Here is a 25774-nt window from a genome sequence, read left to right on the forward strand (position 1 = left end):
TGCCGGAGGAGGGGGCCGCTATTAGGCAGGAGGAGACACCCATGAATGCCAGGGTACAGGATTTTCTAGCGGAGCAATTGGCGACCCGCCCCGAGGCACCAGCGCTGAGCGACGCCAGCGGCGCGGCTTGGAGCTTTGCCGATCTGGACCGCGCGCGCCGGGCTTTGGCGGCGGAATTGCGCGCCGCGGGAGTGCAGGCGGGCGACCGCGTGCTGTTGATGGTGGAAAACTGCGTTTCCGCCGTGGCCGGGCTCTATGCCGCGTGGGAGTTGGACGCCGTGGCGATCCCCGTCAACGCCCGCCAGAGCGAGGCCGAGGTCACCCGCATCATCAACCACGCCACCCCGGCGGCGGTTCTGCTGACTTGCGACGTCTCGCCCGAGGCGGCGGCCCATGCGGAACGGCTGAACGCGCGCGAGGTTTCGGGCGATTTCGGCAGACTGTACCTTGCCACACCTCTGCCCAGCAGCCCGGACGCCGATCTGCATGATGTGGCGGTGCTGCTTTATACCACTGGCACCACGGGCGATCCCAAGGGCGTGATGCTGACCCATTCCAACCTGCGTTTCGGCGCGCGGGCCTCTGCCGATCTGCGCCAGATGGTGCCGGGCGATGTGGTCTATGGCGTCTTGCCGATGACCCATGTCTTCGGCCTTGTCTCGGTGCTGATGGCTGCGGTTAGCGCGGGCGCGAAGGTGCGGCAGGAAAGCCGCTTTTCCGCGGCCAAGCTGCATGCCGCGACCCATGAGGATGTCACGATCCTGCCTGCGGTGCCGCAGATGCACGCGCTGGTCATGCAATACTCTCGTGAACGCGGCATGCCGAAACTGGAAAGCCCGACCCTGCGCTATGTCTCCTCCGGCGGTGCGCCGCTCGACCCTGCGTGGAAGCGCAAGGCCGAGGCTTTCTACGAACTGCCCCTGCAAAACGGTTTCGGCATGACCGAGACCTGCTCGGGCGCATCGGCCACGACCAATGCGCTTGGCTCCCCCGATACCTCCGTCGGGCCGGTGACGCCGGGGACTGAGTGCAAGATCGACGACCAAGCCCCCGGCGGCAATGGCGCGAGCGAGGGCGAGGTGCTGGTGCGCGGCCCGCATGTGATGAAGGGCTATTACCGCAACCCGACCGAGACCGACAAAGCGATCGATGCCGAGGGCTGGCTACACACCGGCGATCTGGGCAAGCTCGATGAGGACGGGCGATTGCACATCCTCGGACGTTCGAAAGAGCTGATCATCCATGGCGGTTTCAACGTCTATCCGCCTGAGGTGGAGGCCGCGTTGAACGATCACCCGCGCGTGGTGCAATCGGCGGTGGTCGGACGGCGGCGCGAGGGCGACGAAGAGGTGTTGGCCTTCGTGCAGGTGGCAGCGGGCGACTATGTCACGGCAGAGGAGTTGCGCGGTTTCGTCAAGGAACGGCTCACGGGCTACAAACGCCCGTCGCAGATCATCGTGGCCACTGATCTCCCCGCAGCGCCCACGGGCAAGATCCTGAAGCACCGCTTGCTGACGGCCTTTGCCGATCAACTGGCGTGACGGGGCGGGGCGCAGAGGCGCCCCGCATCTTTATCAGACGTAAGTCCCTTCGGCGGCTGCGCGGATCGCGCGGATGTTCTCGCCGTAGAGCGCCGGATCGTTGACCGAGCCGCCCTTGAAGACCGCCGAGCCTGCCACCAGTACATCGGCCCCGGCCTCAGCCACCAGTGGCGCAGTCTTGGGATCGACGCCGCCGTCGATCTCGATATGCACCGGCCGGTCGCCGATCATCGCGCGCAGCTCGCGGATCTTGGCGGTCATGTCGATGAACTTCTGCCCACCGAAACCGGGGTTCACGGTCATCACGCAGACCAGATCGACCATGTCGAGGATCTCGGCCACGGCGCTTGCTGGCGTGCCGGGGTTCAGCGCCACGCCCGCCTTGGCACCCGCGCCGCGGATCGCTTGCAGGGTGCGGTGGATATGCGGGCCAGCCTCGACATGTGCGGTGATGAAATCGGCGCCCGCCTTGGCGAAGGCTTCGATATAGGGATCGACCGGGGCGATCATCAGATGCACGTCCATCACGCCCTTGATGTGAGGCCGGATCGCCGCGCAGGTGGCGGGGCCGAAGGTGATGTTGGGCACGAAATGCCCGTCCATCACGTCCACATGCACCCAGTCGGCGCCTTGGGTCTCGATGGCTTCGCATTCGGCGCCGAAATTGGCGAAATCGGCAGCGAGGATGGAGGGGGCGATCTTGATCGAACGGTCGAAAGTCATGGGCGGCCTGCCTTTGTTGCGGGGGTTGGCCCCTCATAACGGCTGACCGCTTTTTGCGAAAGGGCTATAGGTCGATCTCCAACACGCCGCCGGGCTGGGCCGCGCGCGACTGGCAAAGGATGATCGCGCCTTCGCGTTGCTTGGCTGAAAGCACGAAGTCGCGGTGTTCGACCTCGCCCCCGCGCAGCCCGCATTTGCAGACGCCGCAGATACCGTCGCTGCATTTAAGGTCCACCGGCACCCCCGCCGCGATCAGCGCGTCGGCGGCGGTTTCCTCGGCACTCACCTCGATCTGGCGGCCCGAAGAGAGCTTTAGCGTGAAGGGGTGGTTCACATAGTCCGGCACCTCGGGGGTTGAGAAATACTCCAGATGCCGCGCGTCTTCGGGGATGCCTGCGCCCTCGGCAGCGGCCATGACAGATTGCATATAGGCGTCCGCCCCGCAGGTGTAGATATGGGCGCCTTCGGGGGCGCGGGCCATGATGGCGGGCAGGTCGGCGCGGGTGTCCTCGGCGCTGATGTGCAGATGCACACGGTCGGCCCAAGCGGCCTGAGCGAGCTCCCCGGCAAAGGCTGCGGCCTCGCGGGTGGAGGCGGAGTAATGCAGGTCGAAAGGCCGCCCGAGCGCATGCAGCCGGTGGGCGAAGGCGATCATTGGCGTGATGCCGATGCCGCCGCCCATTAGCAGGCTGTGCGACGCGCCTTCGAACAGTTCGAAATGGTTCACCGGCTTGCCCACGAAGATGCGCCGCCCTTGGGTAAAGACTCGGTGCAACAGCGCCGAGCCGCCGCGGCCTTCGTCCTCGCGCAGCACCGCGATACGGTAGCGGCTACGGTCTTTGGGGTCGCCCAAGAGCGAATAGGGGCGTAGGTATTCGGGGGCCACCACGAGGTCGAGATGCGCGCCTGCGGTCCATGCGGGTAAATCGTGGCCTTCGGGATGGGCGATGTCGTAGAGCCGGGTGGTGGCGTTCAATTCCTCAACGGCGGTGATGCGCAGGTCGAGCACCGGCGTGTCGCTGCCGACCACGTAAAGATGCAGGTGATCGGTCTCTCCGGCGGCGGTCTTGCGGCGATGTTCGTCGGCGCTGATCAGCGCGGCATGGGCCTTGATCCCGGCTTCGCGGTTCATCGGGTCGGGATAGGGCCAGGGATGCGGGGCCAGCGGGGCGGGGTAGACGGCGAGGGTCTGGTCCTCGAACTTGAGGTCGAGATCGGGTTGCAGATCGCGCGCGTTCACGGGTTGCGCGGGGGTATCGAACTGGCCCGAGGGCTTGCGCTCGATGTCCCACCACCATTTCTTCACCGGGTTCAGACGTCCTTTGCCGACCTTGTCGTCGAGCTTGGCTAAGAGCGGTGCCGCGGCGGGAATGTTCGAGGCGGCCCAGCGGAAGGGCGCCTCGGCAAAGAGCCCTTCGAGGTTCCACGGGCAGGTCTTCATGCAGCGGCCGCACATGGCGCCGCCTTGGTTGGTGATCCGGTAAGTGGCGCATTTCTGGCTGTCGGATTTCCAGATCTCGTAGCCGTTGAACATCTTCTTCGGCCCGGCGGTGATCGCCCCAGAAGGGCACTCGCGGGCGCATTTGTTGCAGGCTTCGCAGAACTTTTGCAGGCCGAAGTCGATGGGCTTGTCGTGGGCGACGGGCAGGGTGGTGGTGACCACGCCGGATTTCAGCCGCGGGCCGAGGAAGGGGTTCAGGATCACCTCCCCGATGCGGCTGACCTCGCCCAAGCCCGCCAGCAGCAACAGCGGCGGTTGCAGCACGTCGCCGTCCATCACCGTATGGGCCTTGGCAGAATGGCCGAGGTTGCGCAGATGCTGCGCCAGCACGCCGCCGAGCATCGAGAACCGCAGGTAGGCGCGCATGGATTGCGACACGGCGATCCAGTCGTCGCCCGAAGAGCCTTCCATCGTGTCATAGCCTTGGTCGATGATCAGGCTCAGCGCTTGGTCATGCGGCGGGGTGATCGGGGTGCCGGTGGCGTCGTGGCTGTACCACGTCCAGTCCGGGCAGGCGGAGAGGCCCGCAGCATCGGCGCCGAGGAAATAACTCGCCGCCTTGAGGTTCGCCGCGTTGCGGGCGGCATCCCCGGCCTCGGGGGCGTCTTCGTTTACCGGCCCGTCCTGCAACAGGATCAACGCGCCCAGCAGGCGTCGCTGCGCGGCGGAGGGGGCGGATTTGATCACGTGATGCCCGCCCTTCATGGCGTTCTGCACCTTCGGACCCATGTCGCCGAACTGCCCGCGCGCGAAAAGGTCACCGCGTTTCGGCACGCGCGGGACATTGGCGGCGTCGATATAGGTCGTGGGCTCCTCGACCCTCTTCAACGTCTCAAAAGGATGCGGCCCCATGGCATAATCGCGCCGAGCGTAAGGATCGACGTCGCGGGCGCTGACCCCGCCGTGGGTGCCCAACTGCCAATGCGGGCCTTTCAGCACCGACCACGGCTGCTCGGCCAGTGGGGCAAGCGGCATGTCGGGCGCGAGGGCCATGTCGGTCGTCACCACCGCAAGGCCGAAGCGTGGGCCGATCCATGGCGCTTGCAGGGTGCCGTCCTCCATCACCGCCAGCCCCGCCGCCACGGCCAGTTGGCCGAGGTTTACGTCGGAGGTGGTGGCCGAATGCACCTTGGCCGCGAAGCCCAACTGGCGGATGTATTCGGCGAGCACGGTGGCGTTCTCAGTGCCGCGCAGGCAGGCGCGTTCGGCTTGCGCGTCGATGATCCAGTCGCTGCCCGTCTCGCCTTCGCGCGGGTCGCGGGGGTAAGCGGTGAGGATCACCAGCGCATGACTGTGGCCGTCAATCGGGGTTTCTGGCGCATCCACGGCGTCGCGTAGGTTGGCCATGATGACATCTACGCCCGCGGCCAGCGTCTTGGTCTGGCGGCTGCGCAGACCTTCGGCCAATTGCGCGGTGCCTTGGCTGCGGCGCGGGTAGGGTAGCCGCGCCTCGCGCGGCAGGGCGCAGATGCCCATCATCGAGGCATCGTTGTAATAGCCGAAGGATTTCAGATGGTTGCTCCGCTCCTGCGGGCTGTCGGGGATCACCGCGCCCGCCCTGTTGACCGGCCCCTCGCGCAGCACGTCCATCATGGCCTGAAAGGGCGCCATGGCGTTGCAGATGCTCTGCGGCGTCTCGGGCCGCTCGAACCGCAGTTCCGGCTCGGGCGTCTTGGGCAGCCGGTCATGCGGTGCCTGCAACCGGCGCAGCCGTTCCAGCGGGAAGGGGCCGAGGTGCATGGGGCGGGTCTTGGACGAAAAGAGCTTCATGGACAAATCGATGCCATGCTTTGGGATGATATGCTAGCCTTGGTTGTATCGGTAAACACCGCTCTCGCTTGACTTTTTGCGCAGCCGCCGACCATGCTGCGGCAAAATTGGAGGAGTAAGATCATGACCCTGTTCACCCGCCGTCAGGCCATCGCAACTTTGGGCGCCGCAACGGCTGTGGGGCTGGCGGCACCGGCACTGGCGCAGAACCGCAAGATCACCCTGGGCGCGCTGCGTTTCACCAGCCACGCGGGCAGCTTCGTCGGCTTTGAACGGGACTATTTTAAAGAGGCCGGTCTGGATGTCGAACTGCGCTTTTTCGAGGCCGCGCAGCCGATGGCCGTGGCGATTGCCAGCGGCGATGTGGACTATGCGATCACCGCGATTTCCGGCGGGCTGGTGTCGTTGGCGCAAAAGGGCGCGGTCAAGGTGATCGGCGGCGGCCTGCAAGAAGAGCAGGGCATCGACGGGCAAAAGTTCCTCGTCTCTGACGCGGCCTATCAGGCGGGCATCACTGCGCCGGGCATGTTGGACGGCAAGAGCTTTGGCATGACGCAGGCGGGGTCGTCCTTTCACTACATGGGCTCCAAAATGGCCGCGGCTGAGGGGATCGACCTCAAGTTCAAGCCGCTGCAAAAGGTCGGCGCGGTGATCGGCGCGCTGAAGTCGGGCCAGATCGACGCATGGTCGATCGTGCCGCATATCGCCAAGCCGCTGGCCGGGTCGGGTGCCGTGCATATCATCGGCGATGTGGCGACCTATCTGCCGGATTATCAGGTGACCACGGTCTTCACCTCGACCAAAAACGCCACGGATGAGCAGGAGATGACCAAGAATTTCCTTGCCGGTTATTCCAAAGGTGTCGCCGATTACAACGCGGCGATGATCGCCAAGGAAGGCGGCGAGGGGGGCGTGGATGAGATGGTCGATCTGATCCATAAATATGTCTACACCGACCGCCCGCGCGACAAGGCCGCGCCTTCGATCATCAATGGCACCATGCGCCTGAACGAAGGGGCCAAGCTGAACGTCGCCTCGGTCCGCGATCAGTTGGAGTGGTTCCAGTCCGAGGGGTTGGTCGATGCCGACATCACTTTGGAGACGCTGATCGACACCTCTTATGTCGAGACCGCGGGCAGCTAAACGCCCGACCTTTTGAAGGCTACACTGCTCAAGGCGCGCTCCCCACGGGCGCGCCTTTTGCTTTCGGGCCTGCGAGGGGATTTCGGCAACGCATGACTGGCAATGCCGCCGCGCCACGATACCTATGATGCTGAGACGGGGCCAAGCCCCTGAGCAGAAAACGGGAATCGGCAGTGAGCGACGGCAGTTTTTTCGCCCTGAACGGCTATCATTTCGCATTGGGGGCCGTGGGGGCGGTGGTCATCCTTGCCCATTGGCTGCCCCGCTTTTTCAGCCGTCGTGAGCCTGCGGCCTCGGGGTTGTTGATCCTGTTGGGCATGGGAGTTTTCGCCCTAGTCCCTGGAATGCCGACATTCCCCGACCCCCGCGCGATGCCCTTCCCATGGGAGGTCGTCTCGGAGCTTTGCGTGATCGTCGCGCTTTTCGCGACGGGGCTAAGGATCGACCGGCTTTCGGATTGGTCCCGCTGGGGGCCGACGGCGCGGTTGCTGGCGCTGACCATGCCGTTGACGATCCTGTCGGTCGCGCTGATGGGCTGGGCCTTTGCGGGGATGACTGCGGCGGGCGCGATCCTCTTGGGGGCGGTGATGGCGCCCACCGATCCGGTTCTGGCCGCCGATGTGCAGGTCGGCCCGCCGCATGAGGGCGGCGAGCATCCGGTGCGTTTCGCGCTGACGACCGAGGCCGCGTTGAACGACGGTTTGGCCTTTCCCTTTGTCTACCTTGGCATTCTGGTCGCCGCTGAGGGGCTGGCCCCGGCGTCTTGGGGCGTGGAATGGTTGGCGCGCGACGTCTTTTGGCGCATCGCCGTGGGGGCCGCCATGGGGGCGGCGGGCGGCTGGGCCTTGGGGCAGGTCCTCTTCGCCGTGCCACGCAACGCCGTGCTGGCCGAGACGTCTTCGGGCGTGGTGGCCTTGGCAGGGGTGCTTTTGTGCTATGGCACCACCGAATTGGCCGAGGGCTATGGCTTTATCGCCGTGGCGATGGCCGGTCTGGTGATCCGGCGGGTCGAGGCGGATCACGCATTCCACCGCCGTTTGCACGACTTCACTACCGCTGTCGAACATGCGCTGACGGCGCTTTTGCTGGTGGCGATCGGCGCGGTGATGCCTGCCTTGCTGAGCGATCTGACCCTAGCAGGCGCGGTGATCGTGCTGGCGCTGATCTTTGTCGTGCGCCCCTTGGCTGGGTGGCTGTCGCTTATGGGCACGCCGCTTGAGACGCGCCCCCGCTGGGTTATCGCGCTCTATGGGATACGGGGGATCGGGTCGATCTATTACCTTGCCTATGCGGCGGGGAAGGTTGAGTTTCTGGACGAGGAGCCGCTTTGGGCGATGGTGGGTTTTGCCATCCTTCTGTCGACCTTGGTGCATGGGTTCACCGCCGGGATCGCGGTGGACGGGCTGCGCGGCAAGGGGGAGCCGCCCTCCTAACCGACCCCGCGGTGCAAGGCGGTCGCGCCCTCTTGCGGATCGCACATTGCACGCGGTGCGTTTTTGCTGAAAAAGGGCGGCATGGACCTCAAGCTTTCCTCCGTCAGCCATTACTATGGCGATACCCAAGTGCTGCGTGACATCACGCTCGATATCCCTTCTGGCCAGATCGTCTGCATCGTTGGCCCGTCGGGCTGTGGCAAATCCACTCTGCTGCGGATGCTGGGCGGGTTGGAGCGCCCCAGCGACGGCCGGGTGTTGCAAATGGGCGATGCGCCCGAGGGCTGTCTGAACCCGCTGACCTATATTTTTCAGGACTTCGCCCTGCTGCCTTGGCGCAGCGTGCGCGGCAATGTGGCGCTGGTGCTGGAGGGGCATGGGCTGGGCAAGGCGCGGCGCGAGGCGATCATCGCCGATGTCTTGGCGCGGACCAAGCTGACCGATTTCGCCGATGCGCTGCCCAAACAGTTGTCGGGCGGGATGAAACAGCGGGTGGCGATTGCCCGAGCGCTGGCAGTGAACCCTGCCGTGATGCTGATGGATGAGCCGCTGAGCGCGCTCGACAGCCAGACCCGCGAATTGCTGATGGATGACCTTGTGGCGCTCTGGACGCGGCAGCCTTTCACGGCGGTCTATGTGACCCACAACCTCGCCGAGGCCGTGCGGCTGGGGCATAAGATCGTCGTCCTGTCGCGCCGTCCGGGTGAGCTGCGTGAGGTGGTGGAGTTGGACATGCCACTGGCCGAGCGGCGCCACGGCGACCCGGGTTTGGAGGCGCAGCAGCAGCACCTTTGGGGCTTGATGCGTGATGAGGCCGCGGCGGCGGATGCGGAGTTGATCAATGGCTGAAATGACGGATGCAAATGCCCGCGAGGTCACCTTTCGCGGCGGCGGCTTCCAGCCCGGCACGCGGCGCGGCGTGGGGCTTGCGGTTTTCGTGGTGCTGATCCTGCTGGCGGAATGGGGCACGCGCAGCGGTTTCATCTCCCCCCTGACCCTGCCGCGGCCCAGCGATGTCTTGCTGACCTTTCAAGAGCTTTACCAGTCGGGGATGCTGTTCAAACACCTCGGCCCCTCGCTGACCCGTCTGGCGGTGGGCGCGCTGATCGGTGCCTCATTGGGCATCGGCATTGGCGTGTTGATCGGGTTGTTCTCTTTGGTCCGCGCGGGGCTGGTGCCGCTGGTGGCGGCGATCTTCCCGATCCCTAAGATCGCGCTGTTGCCGCTTTTCGTCATCTGGTTCGGCATTGATGAGGCCAGCAAATACGCGCTGATCGCCTTTGGCACCTTCACGCCCACGGTGGTGGCGACCTATGCGGCGGTCGACAATGTGGACCGGGTGCTGATCCGGATGGGGCAGAGTTTCGGCCTCGGCTGGTGGTCGATCGTGTCCAAGATTGTGGTGCCCGGTGCGATGCCGGGGATTCTTTCTGGGCTGCGGATTTCGCTGACGATCGCGATTATCCTGCTGGTGGCGGCAGAGATGCTGGGCGCGGAATATGGGATCGGAGCGTATATCCTGCAGGCGGGGAGTCTTTATGACTTGGAGCGGCTGTTTGCGGGCGTGGTGATCTTGTCGCTACTGGGGGTGGCGGTGTCTGCGGCTGTGGCGGCGGTGGAGCGGCGCGTGTTGAGCTGGCGGGTATAACACAAGGGCCAGCGCCTACCCGTCCGGGCGGGCAGGCGATGGCCCGGCGCCTGCGGCTTGATTCCGGGCTTGGGGTAGTAGTCAATACCGGGGGAGGGCCGGGCGCCAAACGCTCAGTTCCAGGCCGGGGTGGTAAGAGCGCATCATTTGCGTATCAATAGCGCCAACCGCCCTCACCAACGGACCCCACCATGACCGAACACACCACCACCCACGCCGCCGACGAAGACGCCCGCAACCGCGACATCAAGATCTACGTCAACGGCGACATCGTGCACCGCGACGAGGCCAAGGTCTCGGTCTATGACGCGGGCTTCATGCTGGGCGACGGCATTTGGGAGGGCATGCGCCTCTACAACGGCACATGGGCCTTCTTCGATGAGCATATGGACCGCTTCTTCAACTCCTGCAAAGCGATCTCGCTCGATGTGGGGATGGACAAGGCCGGCATCGCCGACGCCCTGCGCCGCACGGCAGAGGCGAACGATATGCACGAGGACGTGCACTGCCGCCTGATGCTGACCCGCGGGATCAAGGACAAACCCTTCCAGCACCCGTCGCTCAGCACCACCGGCCCGACGCTGGTGATCATCATGGAGCATTCCAAACCCGTCGACCGGCTGCAGTCCAAGGGCATCCGTCTGGCCTCGGTCCCGCAGGTGCGCGGCCTGCCGCACAGCCAAGACCCGAAGCTCAACAGCCATTCCAAGCTCAACTGCATCATCGCCTGCCTGCAGGCCGAGGCGGCAGGCGCGGATGAGGCGCTGATGCTCGACCCGCATGGTTTTGTGAACACCACCAATGCCTGCAACTTCTTTATCGTGCGCCGGGGCGAGGTTTGGACCTCGACCGGCGACTACTGCATGAACGGGGTGACGCGGCAGAAGGTGATTGACCTGTGCCACGCGAACGGCATCCCGATGAAGGAAAAGAACTTCTCGCTCTACGAGGCTTACGGCGCGGATGAGGCTTTCCTCACCGGTACCTTTGGCGCGCAGACCCCGGTGGCCGAGATCGACGGCAAACCCATCGGCACGGGCGAGCGCCCTGTCACCAAACGCATTCAGGCGCTGTACAAAGAGCTGATCAAACAACACACGGCCTGAACGCCGATGGGTGCCCGCCCCCGCGAAGGGGCGGGCGGCATCTTAGGAGACCATGCGCTTGAGCGCGGGCACGCGGCGCAGCAGGAGCCAATCCAGCAGCCCCACGACCAGCAGGGTGACCCCCGCCATCGGAAAGGCCAGCGCCACCACCAGACCGACCACAACCGCGCCTTTCCACAGCGTCATATTGCGCGGCGCGGGTGGGGCAGAGAGCCAACCGGCAGGATTTGCCGGGCGGCGTTTCCACCACATCACCACGCCCGAGACGCAGAGAAAGATCACCGAGAGACAAAACAGCGTATTGGCCAGAACGCTCGGCCAGCCCAACGTGCCCATATGCAGCGCGATGCCCACGGCCATCGCCTTGCCCGCCAGCGAATAATCCGCATAGCGCACATCGGCGAGGATCTTGCCCGTGTGCCGGTCGATATGCACCGTTCGGTCGCTGGTGGGGTCTTCGGCATCGGTGTTCATCGAATCCCGGCTCAGCGTCCAAACCCCGTCTTCGCCGCGCGGTAGGTTCATCTGATAGCGCGCGTCAAAGCCGATCTGCCGGGCCAGCGCGTCGATGGTGTCAAGCGTGGCGGGCGTGCCTTCGGCCAATCCCGCCACCCCGGCATCGCTGCCTGAGGCGGGCATCGGGGTCTGCTCCAGCGCCCAAGGCACCTCCTTGGGCCCGTGGTTCATGCTGGCGTGGAGGTCATCCGACAGCGGGGCCTCCCATTTCTCCGCCGGGAACTGGCTCCATGCCTGCACCATCTTTTCACCCCAGATGCCGGCCCAAGAGAGGCCCGAGATCAGGAAGAAAAACAGCACGACCGACACCCAAAGCCCGATTGCCCCGTGCAGGGATTTCCACAAGGCCCGCCCACGGCCCAGTCGCGGCAGCAGTGCCGCGCGCCAGCCCGTCCCGCGTGGCCACCACAGGTAGAGCCCCGTCGCGATCAGCACCATGCCGAGCGATGCCGCGATCTCGATCATGCGGTCGCCGGTGACACCCAGCAGCAGGCTGCCGTGGATGTTGTCGGCCATGTCGTACCAGCCGCTGCGGCGTGGGAAGCTGGCGAGCACTTCGGCGGTATAGGGATCGACGGCGACCAAGGTCGCCACGTCATGCGCGTCCACCCGAAAGATTGCGGCCAGATCATCGGCGCGGGGGGCGACATATTGCACAAGGGTGCCGCCTTCGATGCTGGCCTGTGCGGCGGCGGCCTGATCGGAGAGGGCGAGGGGCGCGTCTTGGGGGGTGACGGCAATCCGCTCTCCGTCCCGCCCCCCGATGAAGGCGATCCAGAGCATCACAAGCCCCGTCAGGGCGAGCATGATGAAAAAGGGGATGACATAGACCCCGGCATAGAAATGCCAGCGCCAAGCGGCGCGGTAAAAGCTGTTCGCACGTTGCATGTTGTCGTTTTGCAGGGCTGCCGCGCCTGCAGGATCGATGGAAACCATGTGTTTGGTCCTCTGACTGAATTGATATGTGGTTTGGAGGTCAGAGAACCCGTGGCGGCGCCCTTGCGCGTTTGACAGAGGCACGGCGCGGTTTGGGCTGTGTGGCTGGGGCAGGGGGCAGCGGTGGCGCCGGGTGAAAGGTGACGGCCAAGGGTTGCACCGCCAGCCCCCTGCGTAGGGCCGCGAGGGAGTGCTGGTTCCAGTCGCAGGGCTTGTGCTCGGGCTGCACCGGTTCGCCGTCCGGCCCGATGGTCACCGTCTCCACCCCGTAGCCCGTGCACAGCACCATGGTCAGCGCGCCCTGTTGGCGCTCTGGCATGGTTCCGGGCGCGAGCGCCGAGAACGCCCCAAACAACAACACCACCGCCCAGAGGCAGAGGTGTTGAAGCGGGCCGGTCAACGCCTTGCGGCGCATCCTGCGATTGGCTGGGGCTTAGTGTTTATGCTCGTGCGAGGAGTGATCCATTCCGCCCGCGTCATGCCCGCGGCGGCTTTCGACATTGAACGTCACATCCAAGGTCCCGGCCTTTTCAAAGGTCAGGGTGGCGGGGATTTTCTCGCCTTCCTCAAAAGGGTCACCGTCGAGACCCATGAACATCACATGCAGCCCCCCGGGCTTGAGGGTGACGGTTTCGCCCGCGGGCAGGTCGATGAAGTCCACATGCGACATGCGCGCGACGCCCATGTCATCGGTGGTCGTCTCATGGAGAGAGACTTCGTCAAAGCCCTCAGCGCTGATGCTGACAAGACGGTCGGCAGTGTCGCCGCCATTGGTGATCGTCAGATAGCCGCCGCCCACGCGGGCGGTTTTCGGGGTCTCATAGGCCATCGGGTGATCGACGGTCAAAGCGCCTGCGGTGTACTCATGCGCGGCGGCGGGCAGGGCGAGGAGGGCGGCCAAGGCTGCGGTATAGAAAGATTTCATTGTCATGTTCCATTGTCTGAGATGTGCAAGAAGGGTGGTGGCTCAGACAAAAGGAGGCCCCCGGACAGGCGGTGGCGCCCCGGCGGGACTGCGTGGCGCGCCCAAGGCGCGGGTCAGGCGGGGTGTGGCAAAGTGGTGCGCCGCGCGCGGCAGCAAGACATCCGCCGGGCTGGGCAAGATCAGCGCGTTGACGATGCGGCAGGCTTCGCAATCCAAAGCCGCATGGTTCTGCCCTTCGAGCGGTCCGTCGCAGAGATCGCTCAGCGTGCCGCCCGCTTGGATAAAGGCGATGAACGCCGGATCCTGCTGCACCTGCGCGGTTGCCCGATGGGCGAAAGGCAAACTGGCAAGGGCCAGCAGCAGCAAGAGGGTCAGGCTGACCCGAAGCGAGGATATGCGCGAAACGGCGGACATGCGCCCTGATACCCCGGCTGTCGCGACAAGGCTATAGGGCGCTTTGATCTGCGACGCGATGTCGTAGGCCGGGCGCTGTGCGGGGGGGGGTATTGGGGGAGAGTGTTGGCTGGGATGGTAGGATTCGAACCTACGGTACACTGTACCAAAAACAGTTGCCTTACCACTTGGCTACATCCCAACACAGGGCGCTAACTAAAGTTCTCTGGCCCGGGGCGCAAGACCCGTTTTAAAGAAATTAGCCTATTCTTCGGCGGCATCAACAGAGAGCAGGTCTTTGCTGGGCAATTCGGCACGTTCCTGCGCGACGATGCGGGTCAATTCCCGCTCGGTTTGGGGCTCGACGGGCTGAACAGCGGCGGGATTCGTGGGTGCGGCTGCCGTTTGCGGCGAATCGATGGGCGCGTCGGAGGGCGATTCGCTTTGAGAGAGCAATTGATAGGCCGGTGGCCCTGCGGTGAGGCCCGCCGCATCGAAAGCTGAGAGGGTCAGGCGAATCGCTTCGCTGCGGGCGGCGACCAGATCGGTGCTTTCTTGATTGATCCAACCGGCGAATTGCATGTTGATCCAGTGATCGGCGACCTCGTCCACCCAAGCGGCGGCTTCGGGGCTGGATAGGACAAAGGGTAGGTCGTTCAGCACTTCCAGCGCCAAATCACGGGCGCGGGCCAGATCGGCGTCGCTGGCGACCGAGAGGGTGAAGGTGAACCGCCGCTCGGCGTTGCGTGAATAGTTGGTGATCCGGCTTTTAAAAACGGTGGCATTGGGGATGCGCAGGTGGTTGCCGTCAAAGGTCAGCAGGATCGTGGCACGGCTCGTCAGGCGGATCACCTTGCCGGTGTCGCCGTCGATCTCGACCGTGTCGTTAGGGCGAAAGGGCTGGCGGATCGACAGCATAATAGAGGCGATGAAATTCTCGACCGTGTCGCGCACCGCGAAACCGATGGCGAGGCCGACGATCCCCGCCGCGCCAAGGATGCCCGAGAGCAGCGCCGTGGCGCCGAGGATATCCAGCGCCACCACCAGTGCGGCGATGACAAAGGCCAGCCGGATGATCTGGCGGTAAATGTCAGCGATGAACGCGTTGGGGGCGAGCCGATCCCACGGGTTGCGCAGCCGCGCCAGCGCCAGCCCTGCGACGACGATCAGGCCAAAGACACCAAGCGCCACCAAGGCCAGCGGCAGGAAGGCCACGGCCTGCGCCATCCGGTCACGGAAGCGCTCTACGGCGGGGTTGAGCCGCTCGGCCACATCGGTGCTTTCGCGCACCTCGTTGCGGATCGCCACCACCCCTTCGACACGGCCCGCCAAATCGTTCAGCCGCGCGGCGCTGGCGGTGTCGAGCGTGGTACCGGTCAACGTGACGATGCCGGAGGCGACAGAGACGCGGACCTTCTCGAACCCCTCAAGCTCGCGCAGGATGGCGCGGATGCGTTTGGCGATGGCGGCGTCCGCCGTGGCATCGCCTTCGACGGCGATGGTGCCCTCGGGCTGGTCGCTGGTCTGCGCAAAGGCCGGGGTGAGGGGTAGCGCGTAGCTCAGCAGCAGGCAGAGGAACAGGCGGGGCAGGGCGGCGGTGAAGCGCATGGGGGGACTCCGTCAGCGGGATGGGCCACCGCCCCGGGCGACGGGGGCGGCAGCTTGGCCAATTAGCGCGTTACCCCTGACAATCGAGCAGCACCGCCCCGCTGCGCTGCCCGGCCTCGACCAACTCATGGGCGCGGGCGGCCTCAGAAAGCGGCAGGACCGTGTCGACGGGGCAGCGCAGGGCGCCGTCCTCCAACGCGTGGTGCAACCGGTTGATTGCCTGTTCGCGCGGGCCTGCGGGCAGCAGGTAGATCAGGATGATGTCGATCGTGACCGCTTTGAACAGCAGCGGATAGAAGGGCAGCACCGGCGACATTTCCGCCGCCGAGCCATAGGCGGCGATGCGGCCATTGGGGGCGATGACCTCAGTGTCGGTGGTGATGTTCAGGCCGAACTCCGTCTCGACGATGGTGTCGACCGGCTTGCCGCCATTGGCATCGAGCACGGCGGCGGCGAGATCGGGGTCGGCGTAGTTGAACACGCCATCGGCACCTGCATCGCGCAGCAGATCGTTGTCGCGGGGGCTACAGGTGGCGATCACCTTGGCCCCGCCCCATTTCGCCAGTTGCACGGCAAGATAGCCCACCGTGCCTGCGCCGCCTTGGATCAGCACCGTTTCCCCGGCCACCCCGCCGCCGCCAAAGACGGCGTGGCAGGCGGTCAGCCCCGGAATGCCAAGCTGCGCACCGACCTCCGGCGAGACGCCTTTGGGCAGGGGCACGGCTTGATGGGCAGGCAGGGTGATCTGCTCAGCCGCCGTGCCAAAGCCGCGTTGCCACTGGCCGTTCCAGATCCAGACCTTCTGGCCCACGCGGCTCGCATCGACGCCCGCCCCCACGGCGACGATCTCTCCCGCGCCGTCGCTATGGGGGATGACCTGTGGGAAGGGCGGTTTGGTCACGCCGGGGCGCGTGCCCGCGCGGGCCTTGACGTCCGACGGATTCACGCCCGAATGGCTGAGCGCCACGCAAACCTCTCCGGCTTGCGGGGCGGGGCTGTCGACCTGCGACAGGCGCAGCACGTCGGCGGCGGCTCCGAATTGGTCATAGGTGATGGCTTGCATGGCGCTCTCTCCAGCTTAGATTTTGCGGGCAGAGTGGCGCATGCGCCGGGATCATGCAATTGGCGCGGCGGGGCGGAGTTATTCGCGCAGTTCCTTGGGGCCAACACCCCACAGCCGCACCTTGGGCGCCCAGCCGGTAAAGCCGCCCGACCGCAATTCGCACCATTCCAGCGTGCATTCGCCCAGACGGGCCACTACGCCCAGTTCCAGCCGCGCCACGACGGCGGCTTTGGGATCGGGATTGATGCGCAGCTGTAGCATGTCTTGTTCGACCAGCACCGTGCGGGTGCCCGACAAAAGCGAGTAGTGCACCCAGCCGCCCATGCCGTCGCGGTCTTCGACCCGGCGCCAATGCCCGTGTTCGGCGGTGACCCTGAGCGGCAGATCGCGGCGTTTGTAGACCCAGTCGATCCGGTGCGACAGGGACGGGCCGCGGCGCACATTGCCTTCGGAGGCTTTCATCGAAACGAAACGGGGCAGGGGCAGGTTCGTGACCTGACCACGCGCCTCTTCTGCAAGGCCGGAGGTCGGCTGTGCCAAAAGCAGCGCGCCCACCATCAGGGCGCTGCGAAAGAAAGCGGTTATCATGGAATTGCCTGCTATGCGGTTCACTGCTGTGGGTCGGTGCTGTGCAAATCTGCGGGTTATTGTTGCTCTTTTTCCGGCGCGAGTTCTTGTGCCTCGTCGCTGCATGAGACACCATGCCCGCGAAACGAGGCGACGCCAAGACCGGGAGAGCAGGCATGTCAAAGAAGCGGTTGAGTGTTGTAGTGACGCGACGGTTGCCAGAGGCCGTGGAAACACGGCTGTCAGAGCTGTTTGACGTGACCCTGCGCGAAGATGATAGGCCGATGACCCGCGAGGAATTGGGCGCGGCGATGCGTCAGGCCGATGTGCTGGTGCCCACCATCACCGATGAGATCGACGCGCCGCTAATCACCCAAGCGGGCGAGCGGCTCAAGCTGATCGCCAATTACGGGGCCGGGGTCGATCACATTGATGTGGCCACGGCGCGCCAGCGCGGCGTGCTGGTGTCGAACACCCCCGGCGTGCTGACCGACGATACTGCCGATATGACCATGGCGCTGATCCTTGCCGTGACCCGCCGCATGCCCGAGGGCATGGCGGTGATGCAATCGGGCAATTGGGACGGTTGGGCGCCCACGGCACTCTTGGGGGGCCGCGTTGGCGGGCGCCGTCTGGGCATTCTGGGCATGGGCCGGATCGGTCAGGCCGTGGCGCGCCGGGCGCGGGCCTTTGGCATGCAGGTGCATTACCACAACCGCAAACGCCTGCGCGAAGAGATCGAGGGCGAGCTAGAGGCCACCTATTGGGAGAGCCTTGATCAGATGGTCAGCCGGATGGACGTGATCAGCATCAACTGCCCCCATACCCCCAGCACCTTCCATCTGATGAACGCCCGCCGCTTGGGTCTGATGAAGCCCGACGCGGTGATCGTGAACACCTCCCGCGGGGAGGTGATCGACGAGAACGCGCTGACGCGGATGCTGCGATCTGGCGATATCAAGGGCGCGGGGCTGGACGTCTATGAACATGGTCGCGAGATCAATCCGCGCCTGCGCGAGCTAAAGAACGTCGTGCTGCTGCCGCATATGGGCTCTGCCACATTGGAAGGGCGGATCGAGATGGGCGAGAAAGTCCTGATCAACATCAAGACCTTCGACGACGGCCACCGCCCGCCGGATCAGGTCGTGCCCTCCATGCTCTGACCCACGGACGGCTGCGGCAACGCGGACCTTTTGTGTGATTAATTTACAAAGATGCCGCCGCAAGGTTTTGCGGCGTGAGGATGCTATTGGGAGATAGAACGTGACGAAAATCGCAGATTTGCCGCGAAATGAGGTGGGGATCGCCGCCGCGCTGGATGAGTTGCAACAAGCCTTCGGGGACAATCTGCTGACCGGCCAAGCCATTCGCGAACAGCATGGCCACACCACCACATGGATCGACACGCAGGCGCCTGATGCGGTCGTCATGGCGCGCTCGACCGAAGAGGTGGCGCGGGCGGTGCGTATCTGCGCCGCCCATCGGGTGCCTGTGATCCCCTTCGGCACGGGCACCTCTCTCGAAGGGCATGTGAACGCCCCGGCGGGCGGGATTTGCATCGATGTCATGCAGATGGACCGCGTGCTTGAGGTCAATGCGGGCGATTTGGATTGCCGGGTGCAGCCTGGCGTGACCCGCGAAGCGCTCAACACCCATCTGCGCGATCAGGGGCTGTTCTTTCCGATCGACCCCGGCGCCAATGCGTCGCTCGGGGGGATGACCGCGACGCGGGCCAGCGGCACCAATGCGGTGCGCTATGGAACGATGAAGGACAACGTTCTGAGCCTTGAGGTGGTTCTGGCTGATGGCCGGGTGATCCGCACCGGCGGGCGGGCGCGGAAATCTTCGGCGGGCTACGATCTGACGCGGCTTTTCTTGGGCTCGGAAGGGACGCTTGGGATCATCACCGAGATCACCCTGCGCCTGCAAGGCATCCCCGAGGCGATGTCCTCGGCCCGCTGTTCCTTTCCGACGGTACAGGCCGCCTGCGAGACCGTGATGGCGGTTATCCAATACGGCCTACCCGTGGCGCGGATCGAGCTTTTGGACGCCAATGTGGTCAAGGCCGTGAACGCCTATTCCAAGCTGACCCTGCCCGAAACGCCGCTTTTGCTGCTGGAATTCCACGGCTCCGAGGCGGGCGTGGTGGAACAGGCCGAGACCTTTGGCATGCTCTCGGAAGAATTCGGCGGCAGCGGCTATGCCGCGACGACGACCCCCGAAGAACGCAGCAAGCTATGGCAGGCCCGCCATGACGGCTATTGGGCGGTGCTGGCGCTGAGACCGGGCTGCAAGGCGGTGGCCACAGATGTCTGCGTGCCGATCTCGCGCCTCGCCGATGCCGTGGTGGCAGCCCAAGCGCGGGCAGAAGAGTTGCAATTGATCGCCCCCATCGTGGGCCATGCAGGGGACGGGAATTTCCATGCGTCCTTGTTGATCGACATGGACGACCCCGAAGAAGTCGCGCGCGGCGAGGCCTTCGTCAGCTGGTTGGCGGAACTGGCGATTTCGATGGACGGGACCTGCACCGGCGAACATGGGATCGGGCAGGGCAAGCGGCCCTATCTGCGCAAGGAATTGGGGGCCGCGGTGGATGTGATGGCGACCCTAAAGGCGGCGCTGGATCCGCAGAATATTTTGAACCCGGGGAAGATTTTGCCGGGGTGAGATTGGGTGCTTTGCCCTGATGTTGTGCGGCGGGAGGGGTCGTGCAGGGTATTTGGGAAAGGATGAAGGTGGAGGGGCGGTGTGGTCTGCCTTGATGTAGTGCGGCAGGAGAGGTGGTGCAGGGTATTTGAGAAAGGATGAAGGTGAGAGGGCGCGCTGGGGCTGAGGTGGCGCTTTGGGTGAGCGGGTGAGGTCGGTTTTTGACGATGTTGGGTCGGCTGCTGCCTGCGGGGCGTGGTGCTGCTGCGTACAACGGGAGTGGGCCTAGCGCAGGGGGATTGGCAGATGAAAACGCAAGTCAAAGCATTGGTTGTCGGGGGCGGCGCGGTTGGCACGTCGATCGCCTATCATCTGGCGAAGGCCGGTTGGGATGATGTGATGCTCTTGGAGCGGGACGAGTTGACCTCTGGCTCGACTTGGCATGCGGCGGGGCTTTTGCCCTTGTTCAACATGTCTTATGCGACGACCCATATTCATCAGTATTCGGTCGAGTTTTATAAGACGCTGGAGGCGGAGACGGGGCTGAACGCGGGCTTTGCCGTGGTGGGCAATCTGCGTATGGCCCAGACGGATGCGCGGATGGATGAGTATATGCTCTATGCTTCCACCGCCGAGACCTGCGGCGTGCCCTATCAATGGTTAACCCCCGATGAGATTAAGGCAAAGTGGCCGCTGATCGAGACATCGGATTTGAAGGGGGCGCTTTATCACCAGACCGATGGCTATATTAACCCCGCCGATGTGACCATGGCGATGGCCAAGGGGGCGCGGCAGCGTGGTGTGGCGATCGAGCGCAAGTGGCAGGCGGATGGGTTCCATTGGAATGGAACGCATTGGGAGGTGGCCTGCACCAAAATGGTCGAGAAGGGCGGCAACCTTGTGCCGTCGGAGGAGCAGATCGTCATCACGGCGGAGCATGTGGTGACTGCGAGCGGCAACCATGCGCAGCGCACGGCGCGGATGCTGGGCATCAAGATGCCAGCGATTCCCGTGGAGCATCAGTTCATCGTCATGGACCGCGATCCGGCCTTGGTCGATTACCGGGCGGCGGGCAACGGGGAGCATCCGGTGATCCGCGATGCCGATGCGCAGAGCTATGTGCGCGAAGAGCGTGGTGGCTGGATTCTTGGGGTCTATGAGAAGGGCGCGCCGGCGCGGTTTGAATATGGGGTGCCTGACAGTTTCCGGGCCGATCTGTTTCAGCTCGATCTTGAGCGGATCGAAGAGCAATATATGGCGATGAACCACCGCATCCCCTCGGCCGAGGATTGCGGGCTGAAAGATGATTTCAACGGGCCGATTTGCTATACGCCCGATGGCAACCCCTTGGTGGGGCCAGCGCCGGGGCTGCGCAATATGTGGCTGGCGGAAGGGTTTTCCTTCGGGATCACGGCGGCGGGCGGCACCGGCTATTATCTGGCGCAGATGATGGTGGAGGGCGAGGCCGAGATCGATATGGCGAGCCTCGATCCCAAACGCTACGGCGATTGGATGACCACGGAATATGCCGCGCGCAAGAATGAGGAAGCCTACGATCACGTGTATATTCTGCACCATCCTGATGAGGAGCGGCCCGCGTGCCGTCCGCTGCGCACCTCGCCCGCCTATGACCGGCAGGCGGCGCGGGGGGCGCAATTCGGGCAGGTGAATGGTTGGGAACGGCCGAATTATTTCGCGCCGGAGGGATTTAGCGATCACGACAGCCGCTCGTTCCGGCGCGGGGGCTGGTGGCCATATGCCGTAGAGGAAGCGCGGGCGATCCGTGAGGGTGTGGGTCTGATTGATGCCACGGCCTTTACCAAACATCTGGTCCGCGGGCCGGGGGCAACGGCGTTTCTGGATTGGTTCACCTGCAACAAGCTGCCTTCGGTGGGGCGTATCAACCTGACCTATGCCTTGACCGGGGCGGGGACAACGCGGACGGAATATACCATCGTGCGTTTGGCGCAGGACGAATATTACCTCGTCTCGGCGGGGGCATGGACGGCCTATGACAGCGATTATCTGCGCAAGGCGATTGCCGATAAGATGCCTGAGGTCGGCTACGTGGAATGTCATGACGTGACCACGCAGTGGGGTGTTTTCGCGATTGCCGGGCCGAAGTCGCGGGATGTTTTGGGTGCCTTGGTGCGGGATGCGGCGCCGGAGACGGTGTTGGGCAACAAGCGGTTCCCGTGGCTCACCATGCGCGACATCGAGTTGGGCATGGTGCCGGTCCGCGCGATCCGGGTGGCCTATACCGGGGAGCTCGGCTGGGAGTTGCATCACCCGATCGAGATGCAGAACCATCTGTTCGACCAGTTGGAGAAGGCTGGCAAGCCGCATGGGATGAAGCTGGTCGGCGCGCGGGCGCAGAACTGGCTGAGGCAGGAGAAGAGCTATCGCGCCTTTGGGCATGAGTTGGGCCGGGATGCGACGCCTATGGAAGCGGATTTGCCGCGCTTCGTGGACCTGAACAAAGAGTTTCACGGGAAGCAGGCGATGGTCGATCACGGCATCCGCGCGAAATGCGTGACCGTGCTGATCGACGGGCCGGAGGATGCCGATCCTTGGGGCCGTGAGGTGCTTTACAATGGCGAGACCCGAACCGGGCGGCTGACCTCGGGGGGCTATTCCGTGGCCTTCGGCAAGAGCATCGGCATGGGCTATGTCAAACCCGAGGATGCGGTGGTAGGCACGAGGCTGAAGGTAAAGATGCTTGATCAACTGTGGGAGGCCGAGGTGGTCGAAGACAGCCCCTATGATCCGAAGAACCAGCGCATCCGGGTGGACGGTTGATCCGGCGCGGGCTGCTTGCACTTTTCTGCGTATTGGCGCTGACGGCGGCGCTGCTGCGCGACAATCCCGTGGTCAGCGCGGCGCAGGGCTATGCGGCGGATGTGGCGACCACGGCGGCGGCCTCCTATGTCACGCTGCGCACGTTGAATGCTTTTCTTTCGACCGCGCAGGAGATCGAGGTGGGGCTGTCCTTCATCGCCTCCGGCTCGGCGCGGCCACTGAAGGTGTTGGAGCCGATTGACGACACGGTGGAGCGGATCGCGGGGCTGGTTTTCGGTGTCATGGTGGCCACGGGGGTGATCGCCGTGGCCCTTGGTCCGTTGAGTGCGATCGGGTTGGGGCTGTTGTCTGTCGCGCTGGCGGTTTGGGCTTTGAGCAAGCGCGGTCATGCCGGGCTGCCCCGGCGGTTGGCGTGGTATGGCGGGTTTCTGGGGTTGGCGCTTCCGCTTGCCTTAGTGGTGTCTGAGCCGCTGGCGGGACAGCTTACCGAAGGGGTCTATTTGCGGAACATGGAGGTGATCGAGGAGATCACCGCCCATGTCGGCGGCAGCGAGGCTTTGGGTGAGGAAGAACCGGGTTTGACGGAGTATCGGCAGCTTGCCAGCAACCTTTGGAGCCGCGCGGATGAGTTGATCGGCGCGCTTTTGGCGGTGCTCGGGGTGCATGTATTTCGGATATTCTTGTTGCCGCTTTTGTTGGTGGGCGGGCTGTTCGTTGTGGCGCGGTATTATGCGCGGGGGTGAAGGGTGGCGTGGCGTCTGGGGTGGACGTTGTGCAGAGGTATTTGAGAAAGGATGAAGCGGGCGGGGTGGCGTTTCTATTGGAGGCGTTTGGTTTGGGGGGGTAACCGATCACGTCGCTTTTGCGGCAGGGTGGCGCAGAGGTATTTGAGAAAGGATGAAGGAGGGGGAGGGGCGCCTTCCCGTTGGTTTTAGGGCAGGGCGCGGGTGGCGACCCAGTTTTGCCAGTCGGCGCGGCTGCCGGAGAAGGCGTTGAGGTCCACGTCGCCGCCGATGCCGGGGACGATGCCCGTGGCGCTGTATTGCCAGAAGCGCCATGTTTGGCCGGGGTAGGCTTCGGCTGGGGTTTTGGCGGTGGTGCGCAGCCAGAAGTCGTATCCCCGGAAGCGGCCAAGGTCGTTCTCACGGTAGAATTTGGGTGTGGTGTAGATGATCGGGCGTTGGCCGTAGTGGGCTTCGACCACGCGCAGCCAGCGGCGCATTTGATCGCGGACGTCGGCGGCGGGCGGGCGGACATGGGCGCAGGTGGGGGAGAAGGGGTTCCATTCCATATCAAGCACCGGGGGCAGCATGCCGCCTGTCTTGGGCACGTTGCGGATGAACCAGCGGGCCTGATCTTCGGGCGGGGTGCAGAAATAGTAGAAATGATAGGCGCCGCGTTTCACGGCGGCTTGGCCCGCGCCTTGCCAGTGGCTGTCGAAGTTGATGTCTTTGAGGTCGCCGCCTTCGGTGGCCTTGATGAAGGCGAAGTTCACGCCCGCGCGTCGGGCGGTGTTCCAGTCGATATCATTTTGGAAACGGGCCACGTCGATGCCGTGCACGGGGTAGGCAGCGGGGGTGCGGCCATTGAAACTCACCGGATCGCTGTCCCCGAAGGCGGCGGGGAAGAGCACGCCGGGCGGGGCCGGGGGCGGGCTGCCGGGGGAGCCGCATGCGGCGAGGGCGAGGAGCAACAGGATCAGGGCGCGGCGGAGGATCATGGGCTGGGCTTTCTGGCGATGAAGGCGAGGTTGTTGGCGGGCATGTCCACTTCGTCGATCGGGCTGAGGGCTGCATCGCTCAGCCAGCGGGCCATCTCGGTATTGTCTTTATAGCCAATCGCGGGGTCGGCGGCGCGCAGTTGTGCGTCAAAGCGGGTATCGCCGGAGGAGGTGGTTTGGCCGTCGCGTTTGAACGGGCCGTAGAGGATCAGCGTGCCGCCGGGGGCGAGGGCTGCGGCGGCCTCATCGATTAGGCACCGGGTGGCGGGGGTCGAAATCAGATGCAGCAGATTGGCCAGCATGATCAGGTCGAAGGGGCCGTGGTCGCCCGCCCAGCCGGGCTTGGTCGCGTCGAGCGGCAGGGCGGGGGCGATATTGGGCAAGGCGGCCTCGGCTGCATAGGCGTTGATGCTGGCGCGGCGGGCGGTGTCGATGTCGCTGGGTTGCCATCTAAGGCCCGGCAGGCGTTTGGCGAAGCCCACGACATGCTGGCCGGTGCCGCTGGCGATTTCCAGCGCACGGCCCCGGGGCGGGGCGTGGGTGGCCAGCAGGTCGCAAAGCGCGTCGAGATTGCGCGCGGCGGCGGGGGCGAAGAGGCGGTCGCCACCTGCCTCTTCGGCGACGCTGGCGTTGGAGGGCAGGCGGCTCATGCCTGCTCTTCCAGCCGGTCGGTGGCCGGGGGCGGTGTCGGCGACAGGGCCGAGATGGCGGCGTAGGTCTGCGGCGTCATCAGGTAGGTCAGCGCGGCGAGCGACGGCTCTAGTTGGGCCAAGGAGCGGGCCGAGATGATCGGCGTCGGCTTCGTGGGATGGGCCGCTGCCCAGGCCACGGCGAGGGTTGCGGGATGGGTGCCCAGATCACCCGCAAGGGCGGCAAGACCGGCAGCGGCGCCGTGCATCCCCTCTTGCCCGTAGCGGGCGGCATAGCGGTCATCTTCGCTCAGGCGGCCAGTGCCGCCCTCAGCGTATTTTCCGGTCAACAGCCCGCCGCCCAGCGGGGAGTAGGGGGCGACCAATATGTCGAGGTCATGGGCCATCGGCAGGATCTCGACCTCGGCCTGACGTTTGACGAGGTTGTACATCGGTTGGATCACCGCGATCTCAAGCCCGAAGTCGGCGGCGATATGGGCGGCTTTGACGACCTGCCATGCGGCGAAGTTCGACAGGCCCACTTGGCGGATATGGCCCTGTTGTTGCAGGTCGGCCAGCGCGGCGAAGCTTTCGGTCAGCGGGGTCTCGGGATCGAAGCGGTGGAGGTAGAGAACATCGAGCGTATCAAGCTGCATCCGCTGGCGGGATGTCTCGGCAGAGGCGAGGATATTGGCCCGACCCGCGCCCCCGGTATAGGCGGCTTTGGTGGCGACGATCAGGCTTTCGCGACGGTCTTGGACGAACTGGCCCAACAGCCGCTCTGACGCCCCGTCGGTATAGACATGGGCCGTGTCGAAATGGGTGATCCCGGCCTCGATACAGGCGTCGAACATCGCGCGGGAGGCTGCCGCATCGGCGCGCCCGCCGAACTGCATGGTGCCGAAGGCGAGGCGGCTGGCGGGGGTGCCATCAAGGCTGGTGAGCATCTGTATCATGCCAGATTGGTGGCATGTGCGCTGCCCGCGCGCAATGGGTTTACGCAGGGGCAGGCGGCGGCGCGCTTGGGGACTGCGGGTATGGGGTCCCGACCGGAGCGGCTACGAAAAAGGGGCGCGCGGTTGCCCGTGCGCCCCTGTCGTCGGTGAG

General features: G+C 64.8%; 22 protein-coding genes and 1 tRNA gene. 10 read left to right on the plus strand and 13 right to left on the minus strand.

Annotated elements, in window-relative coordinates; all coding sequences use genetic code 11:
- The first annotated feature begins 41 nt into the window (after positions 1-41).
- Positions 42-1541, plus strand: a complete 1500-nt coding sequence (locus ACGYLA_RS13820) for a class I adenylate-forming enzyme family protein (RefSeq protein ID WP_394433226.1) — start codon at positions 42-44, stop codon at positions 1539-1541.
- Positions 1542-1574: 33 nt separating this feature from the next.
- Here the strand turns inward: ACGYLA_RS13820 and rpe are convergent, their stop codons facing one another.
- Together rpe and ACGYLA_RS13830 are read right to left on the minus strand one after the other, a co-directional pair.
- Entirely contained in the window at positions 1575-2264 is a 690-nt protein-coding gene (gene rpe, locus ACGYLA_RS13825; RefSeq protein WP_394433228.1) for a ribulose-phosphate 3-epimerase, read from the minus strand.
- Between the two features lie 64 nt (positions 2265-2328).
- Positions 2329-5535, minus strand: coding sequence for a 4Fe-4S double cluster binding domain-containing protein (locus tag ACGYLA_RS13830; RefSeq protein WP_394433230.1), 3207 nt, complete (start codon positions 5533-5535; stop codon positions 2329-2331).
- A 123-nt stretch (positions 5536-5658) separates the two neighbouring features.
- On the opposite strand from ACGYLA_RS13830, the gene ACGYLA_RS13835 reads away from it, so the two are divergent.
- The 5 genes from ACGYLA_RS13835 to ACGYLA_RS13855 all read left to right on the plus strand — a co-directional run bounded on the left by ACGYLA_RS13835 (position 5659) and on the right by ACGYLA_RS13855 (position 10865).
- On the plus strand, positions 5659-6678 hold the full coding sequence (locus tag ACGYLA_RS13835; RefSeq protein WP_394433232.1) for an ABC transporter substrate-binding protein: 1020 nt from the start codon (positions 5659-5661) through the stop codon (positions 6676-6678).
- Between the two features lie 173 nt (positions 6679-6851).
- Positions 6852-8111, plus strand: coding sequence for a cation:proton antiporter (locus ACGYLA_RS13840; RefSeq protein ID WP_394433234.1), 1260 nt, complete (start codon positions 6852-6854; stop codon positions 8109-8111).
- Positions 8112-8192: 81 nt separating this feature from the next.
- The gene (locus tag ACGYLA_RS13845; protein WP_394433236.1) at positions 8193-8960 is read left to right on the plus strand and encodes an ABC transporter ATP-binding protein; all 768 of its coding nucleotides are present in this window, start codon (positions 8193-8195) and stop codon (positions 8958-8960) included.
- Entirely contained in the window at positions 8953-9759 is an 807-nt protein-coding gene (locus tag ACGYLA_RS13850; RefSeq protein ID WP_394433238.1) for an ABC transporter permease, read from the plus strand. Before ACGYLA_RS13845 ends, ACGYLA_RS13850 begins: the two co-directional genes overlap by 8 nt.
- A gap of 191 nt (positions 9760-9950) precedes the next feature.
- The gene (locus ACGYLA_RS13855) at positions 9951-10865 is read left to right on the plus strand and encodes a D-amino acid aminotransferase (protein WP_394433240.1); all 915 of its coding nucleotides are present in this window, start codon (positions 9951-9953) and stop codon (positions 10863-10865) included.
- A gap of 42 nt (positions 10866-10907) precedes the next feature.
- On the opposite strand, the gene ACGYLA_RS13860 is transcribed toward ACGYLA_RS13855, so the two are convergent.
- The 8 genes from ACGYLA_RS13860 to ACGYLA_RS13895 all read right to left on the minus strand — a co-directional run bounded on the left by ACGYLA_RS13860 (position 10908) and on the right by ACGYLA_RS13895 (position 16864).
- Positions 10908-12317: a PepSY-associated TM helix domain-containing protein gene (locus ACGYLA_RS13860; protein ID WP_394433242.1), complete on the minus strand. Its 1410-nt coding sequence runs from the start codon at positions 12315-12317 to the stop codon at positions 10908-10910.
- A 40-nt stretch (positions 12318-12357) separates the two neighbouring features.
- Positions 12358-12717, minus strand: a complete 360-nt coding sequence (locus ACGYLA_RS13865) for a hypothetical protein (protein ID WP_168612334.1) — start codon at positions 12715-12717, stop codon at positions 12358-12360.
- A 33-nt stretch (positions 12718-12750) separates the two neighbouring features.
- Positions 12751-13242, minus strand: coding sequence for a copper chaperone PCu(A)C (locus ACGYLA_RS13870; RefSeq protein WP_271692204.1), 492 nt, complete (start codon positions 13240-13242; stop codon positions 12751-12753).
- A 42-nt stretch (positions 13243-13284) separates the two neighbouring features.
- Positions 13285-13656: a polyketide synthase gene (locus tag ACGYLA_RS13875; RefSeq protein ID WP_394433245.1), complete on the minus strand. Its 372-nt coding sequence runs from the start codon at positions 13654-13656 to the stop codon at positions 13285-13287.
- 106 nt (positions 13657-13762) lie between these two features.
- A tRNA-Gln gene (locus ACGYLA_RS13880) sits at positions 13763-13837 on the minus strand.
- Positions 13838-13899: 62 nt separating this feature from the next.
- Positions 13900-15243, minus strand: coding sequence for a mechanosensitive ion channel domain-containing protein (locus ACGYLA_RS13885; protein WP_394433247.1), 1344 nt, complete (start codon positions 15241-15243; stop codon positions 13900-13902).
- A gap of 70 nt (positions 15244-15313) precedes the next feature.
- Positions 15314-16306 (minus strand): NADPH:quinone reductase, encoded by a 993-nt coding sequence (locus ACGYLA_RS13890; RefSeq protein ID WP_394433249.1) that lies wholly within the window; start codon positions 16304-16306, stop codon positions 15314-15316.
- Between the two features lie 78 nt (positions 16307-16384).
- Positions 16385-16864, minus strand: a complete 480-nt coding sequence (locus ACGYLA_RS13895) for an SH3 domain-containing protein (protein ID WP_394433311.1) — start codon at positions 16862-16864, stop codon at positions 16385-16387.
- Between the two features lie 185 nt (positions 16865-17049).
- Here ACGYLA_RS13895 and ACGYLA_RS13900 point away from each other — a divergent pair, with 185 nt between their 5' ends.
- The 4 genes from ACGYLA_RS13900 (at position 17050) to ACGYLA_RS13915 (ending at position 23061) form a co-directional block, all read left to right on the plus strand.
- Entirely contained in the window at positions 17050-18036 is a 987-nt protein-coding gene (locus tag ACGYLA_RS13900; protein WP_067262987.1) for a D-glycerate dehydrogenase, read from the plus strand.
- A gap of 100 nt (positions 18037-18136) precedes the next feature.
- A complete protein-coding gene (locus ACGYLA_RS13905) occupies positions 18137-19540 on the plus strand; it encodes an FAD-binding oxidoreductase (RefSeq protein ID WP_394433251.1) in 1404 nt (467 codons plus the stop codon).
- Positions 19541-19825: 285 nt separating this feature from the next.
- Positions 19826-22318 (plus strand): FAD-dependent oxidoreductase, encoded by a 2493-nt coding sequence (locus ACGYLA_RS13910; RefSeq protein ID WP_394433253.1) that lies wholly within the window; start codon positions 19826-19828, stop codon positions 22316-22318.
- Positions 22315-23061, plus strand: a complete 747-nt coding sequence (locus tag ACGYLA_RS13915; protein ID WP_394433255.1) for a hypothetical protein — start codon at positions 22315-22317, stop codon at positions 23059-23061. Before ACGYLA_RS13910 ends, ACGYLA_RS13915 begins: the two co-directional genes overlap by 4 nt.
- Before the next feature lie 188 nt (positions 23062-23249).
- On the opposite strand, the gene ACGYLA_RS13920 is transcribed toward ACGYLA_RS13915, so the two are convergent.
- Genes ACGYLA_RS13920 through ACGYLA_RS13930 form a run of 3 tightly spaced genes read right to left on the minus strand, consistent with a single transcriptional unit; the run spans position 23250 to position 25623 of the window.
- The gene (locus ACGYLA_RS13920; protein WP_394433257.1) at positions 23250-24038 is read right to left on the minus strand and encodes a GH25 family lysozyme; all 789 of its coding nucleotides are present in this window, start codon (positions 24036-24038) and stop codon (positions 23250-23252) included.
- Positions 24035-24688: a DUF938 domain-containing protein gene (locus ACGYLA_RS13925; RefSeq protein ID WP_394433259.1), complete on the minus strand. Its 654-nt coding sequence runs from the start codon at positions 24686-24688 to the stop codon at positions 24035-24037. The genes ACGYLA_RS13920 and ACGYLA_RS13925 overlap by 4 nt, the downstream gene beginning before the upstream one ends.
- A complete protein-coding gene (locus ACGYLA_RS13930; protein ID WP_394433261.1) occupies positions 24685-25623 on the minus strand; it encodes an aldo/keto reductase in 939 nt (312 codons plus the stop codon). Before ACGYLA_RS13930 ends, ACGYLA_RS13925 begins: the two co-directional genes overlap by 4 nt.
- Positions 25624-25774 lie beyond the last annotated feature (151 nt).

The organism is Sulfitobacter sp. 1A13679 (genome assembly GCF_043557115.1).
Lineage (GTDB): Bacteria > Pseudomonadota > Alphaproteobacteria > Rhodobacterales > Rhodobacteraceae > Sulfitobacter > Sulfitobacter faviae.

Excerpts from the sequence above, each read along its gene's own strand:
- ACGYLA_RS13820 (WP_394433226.1), top strand. The coding sequence starts at position 42 with ATGAATGCCAGGGTACAGGATTTTCTAGCGGAGCAATTGGCGACCCGC.
- rpe (WP_394433228.1), bottom strand. The coding sequence starts at position 2,264 with ATGACTTTCGACCGTTCGATCAAGATCGCCCCCTCCATCCTCGCTGCC.
- ACGYLA_RS13830 (WP_394433230.1), bottom strand. The coding sequence starts at position 5,535 with ATGAAGCTCTTTTCGTCCAAGACCCGCCCCATGCACCTCGGCCCCTTC.
- ACGYLA_RS13835 (WP_394433232.1), top strand. The coding sequence starts at position 5,659 with ATGACCCTGTTCACCCGCCGTCAGGCCATCGCAACTTTGGGCGCCGCA.
- ACGYLA_RS13845 (WP_394433236.1), top strand. The coding sequence starts at position 8,193 with ATGGACCTCAAGCTTTCCTCCGTCAGCCATTACTATGGCGATACCCAA.
- ACGYLA_RS13850 (WP_394433238.1), top strand. The coding sequence starts at position 8,953 with ATGGCTGAAATGACGGATGCAAATGCCCGCGAGGTCACCTTTCGCGGC.
- ACGYLA_RS13855 (WP_394433240.1), top strand. The coding sequence starts at position 9,951 with ATGACCGAACACACCACCACCCACGCCGCCGACGAAGACGCCCGCAAC.
- ACGYLA_RS13860 (WP_394433242.1), bottom strand. The coding sequence starts at position 12,317 with ATGGTTTCCATCGATCCTGCAGGCGCGGCAGCCCTGCAAAACGACAAC.
- ACGYLA_RS13870 (WP_271692204.1), bottom strand. The coding sequence starts at position 13,242 with ATGAAATCTTTCTATACCGCAGCCTTGGCCGCCCTCCTCGCCCTGCCC.
- ACGYLA_RS13875 (WP_394433245.1), bottom strand. The coding sequence starts at position 13,656 with ATGTCCGCCGTTTCGCGCATATCCTCGCTTCGGGTCAGCCTGACCCTC.
- ACGYLA_RS13885 (WP_394433247.1), bottom strand. The coding sequence starts at position 15,243 with ATGCGCTTCACCGCCGCCCTGCCCCGCCTGTTCCTCTGCCTGCTGCTG.
- ACGYLA_RS13890 (WP_394433249.1), bottom strand. The coding sequence starts at position 16,306 with ATGCAAGCCATCACCTATGACCAATTCGGAGCCGCCGCCGACGTGCTG.
- ACGYLA_RS13895 (WP_394433311.1), bottom strand. The coding sequence starts at position 16,864 with ATGGTGGGCGCGCTGCTTTTGGCACAGCCGACCTCCGGCCTTGCAGAA.
- ACGYLA_RS13900 (WP_067262987.1), top strand. The coding sequence starts at position 17,050 with ATGTCAAAGAAGCGGTTGAGTGTTGTAGTGACGCGACGGTTGCCAGAG.
- ACGYLA_RS13910 (WP_394433253.1), top strand. The coding sequence starts at position 19,826 with ATGAAAACGCAAGTCAAAGCATTGGTTGTCGGGGGCGGCGCGGTTGGC.
- ACGYLA_RS13920 (WP_394433257.1), bottom strand. The coding sequence starts at position 24,038 with ATGATCCTCCGCCGCGCCCTGATCCTGTTGCTCCTCGCCCTCGCCGCA.
- ACGYLA_RS13925 (WP_394433259.1), bottom strand. The coding sequence starts at position 24,688 with ATGAGCCGCCTGCCCTCCAACGCCAGCGTCGCCGAAGAGGCAGGTGGC.
- ACGYLA_RS13930 (WP_394433261.1), bottom strand. The coding sequence starts at position 25,623 with ATGATACAGATGCTCACCAGCCTTGATGGCACCCCCGCCAGCCGCCTC.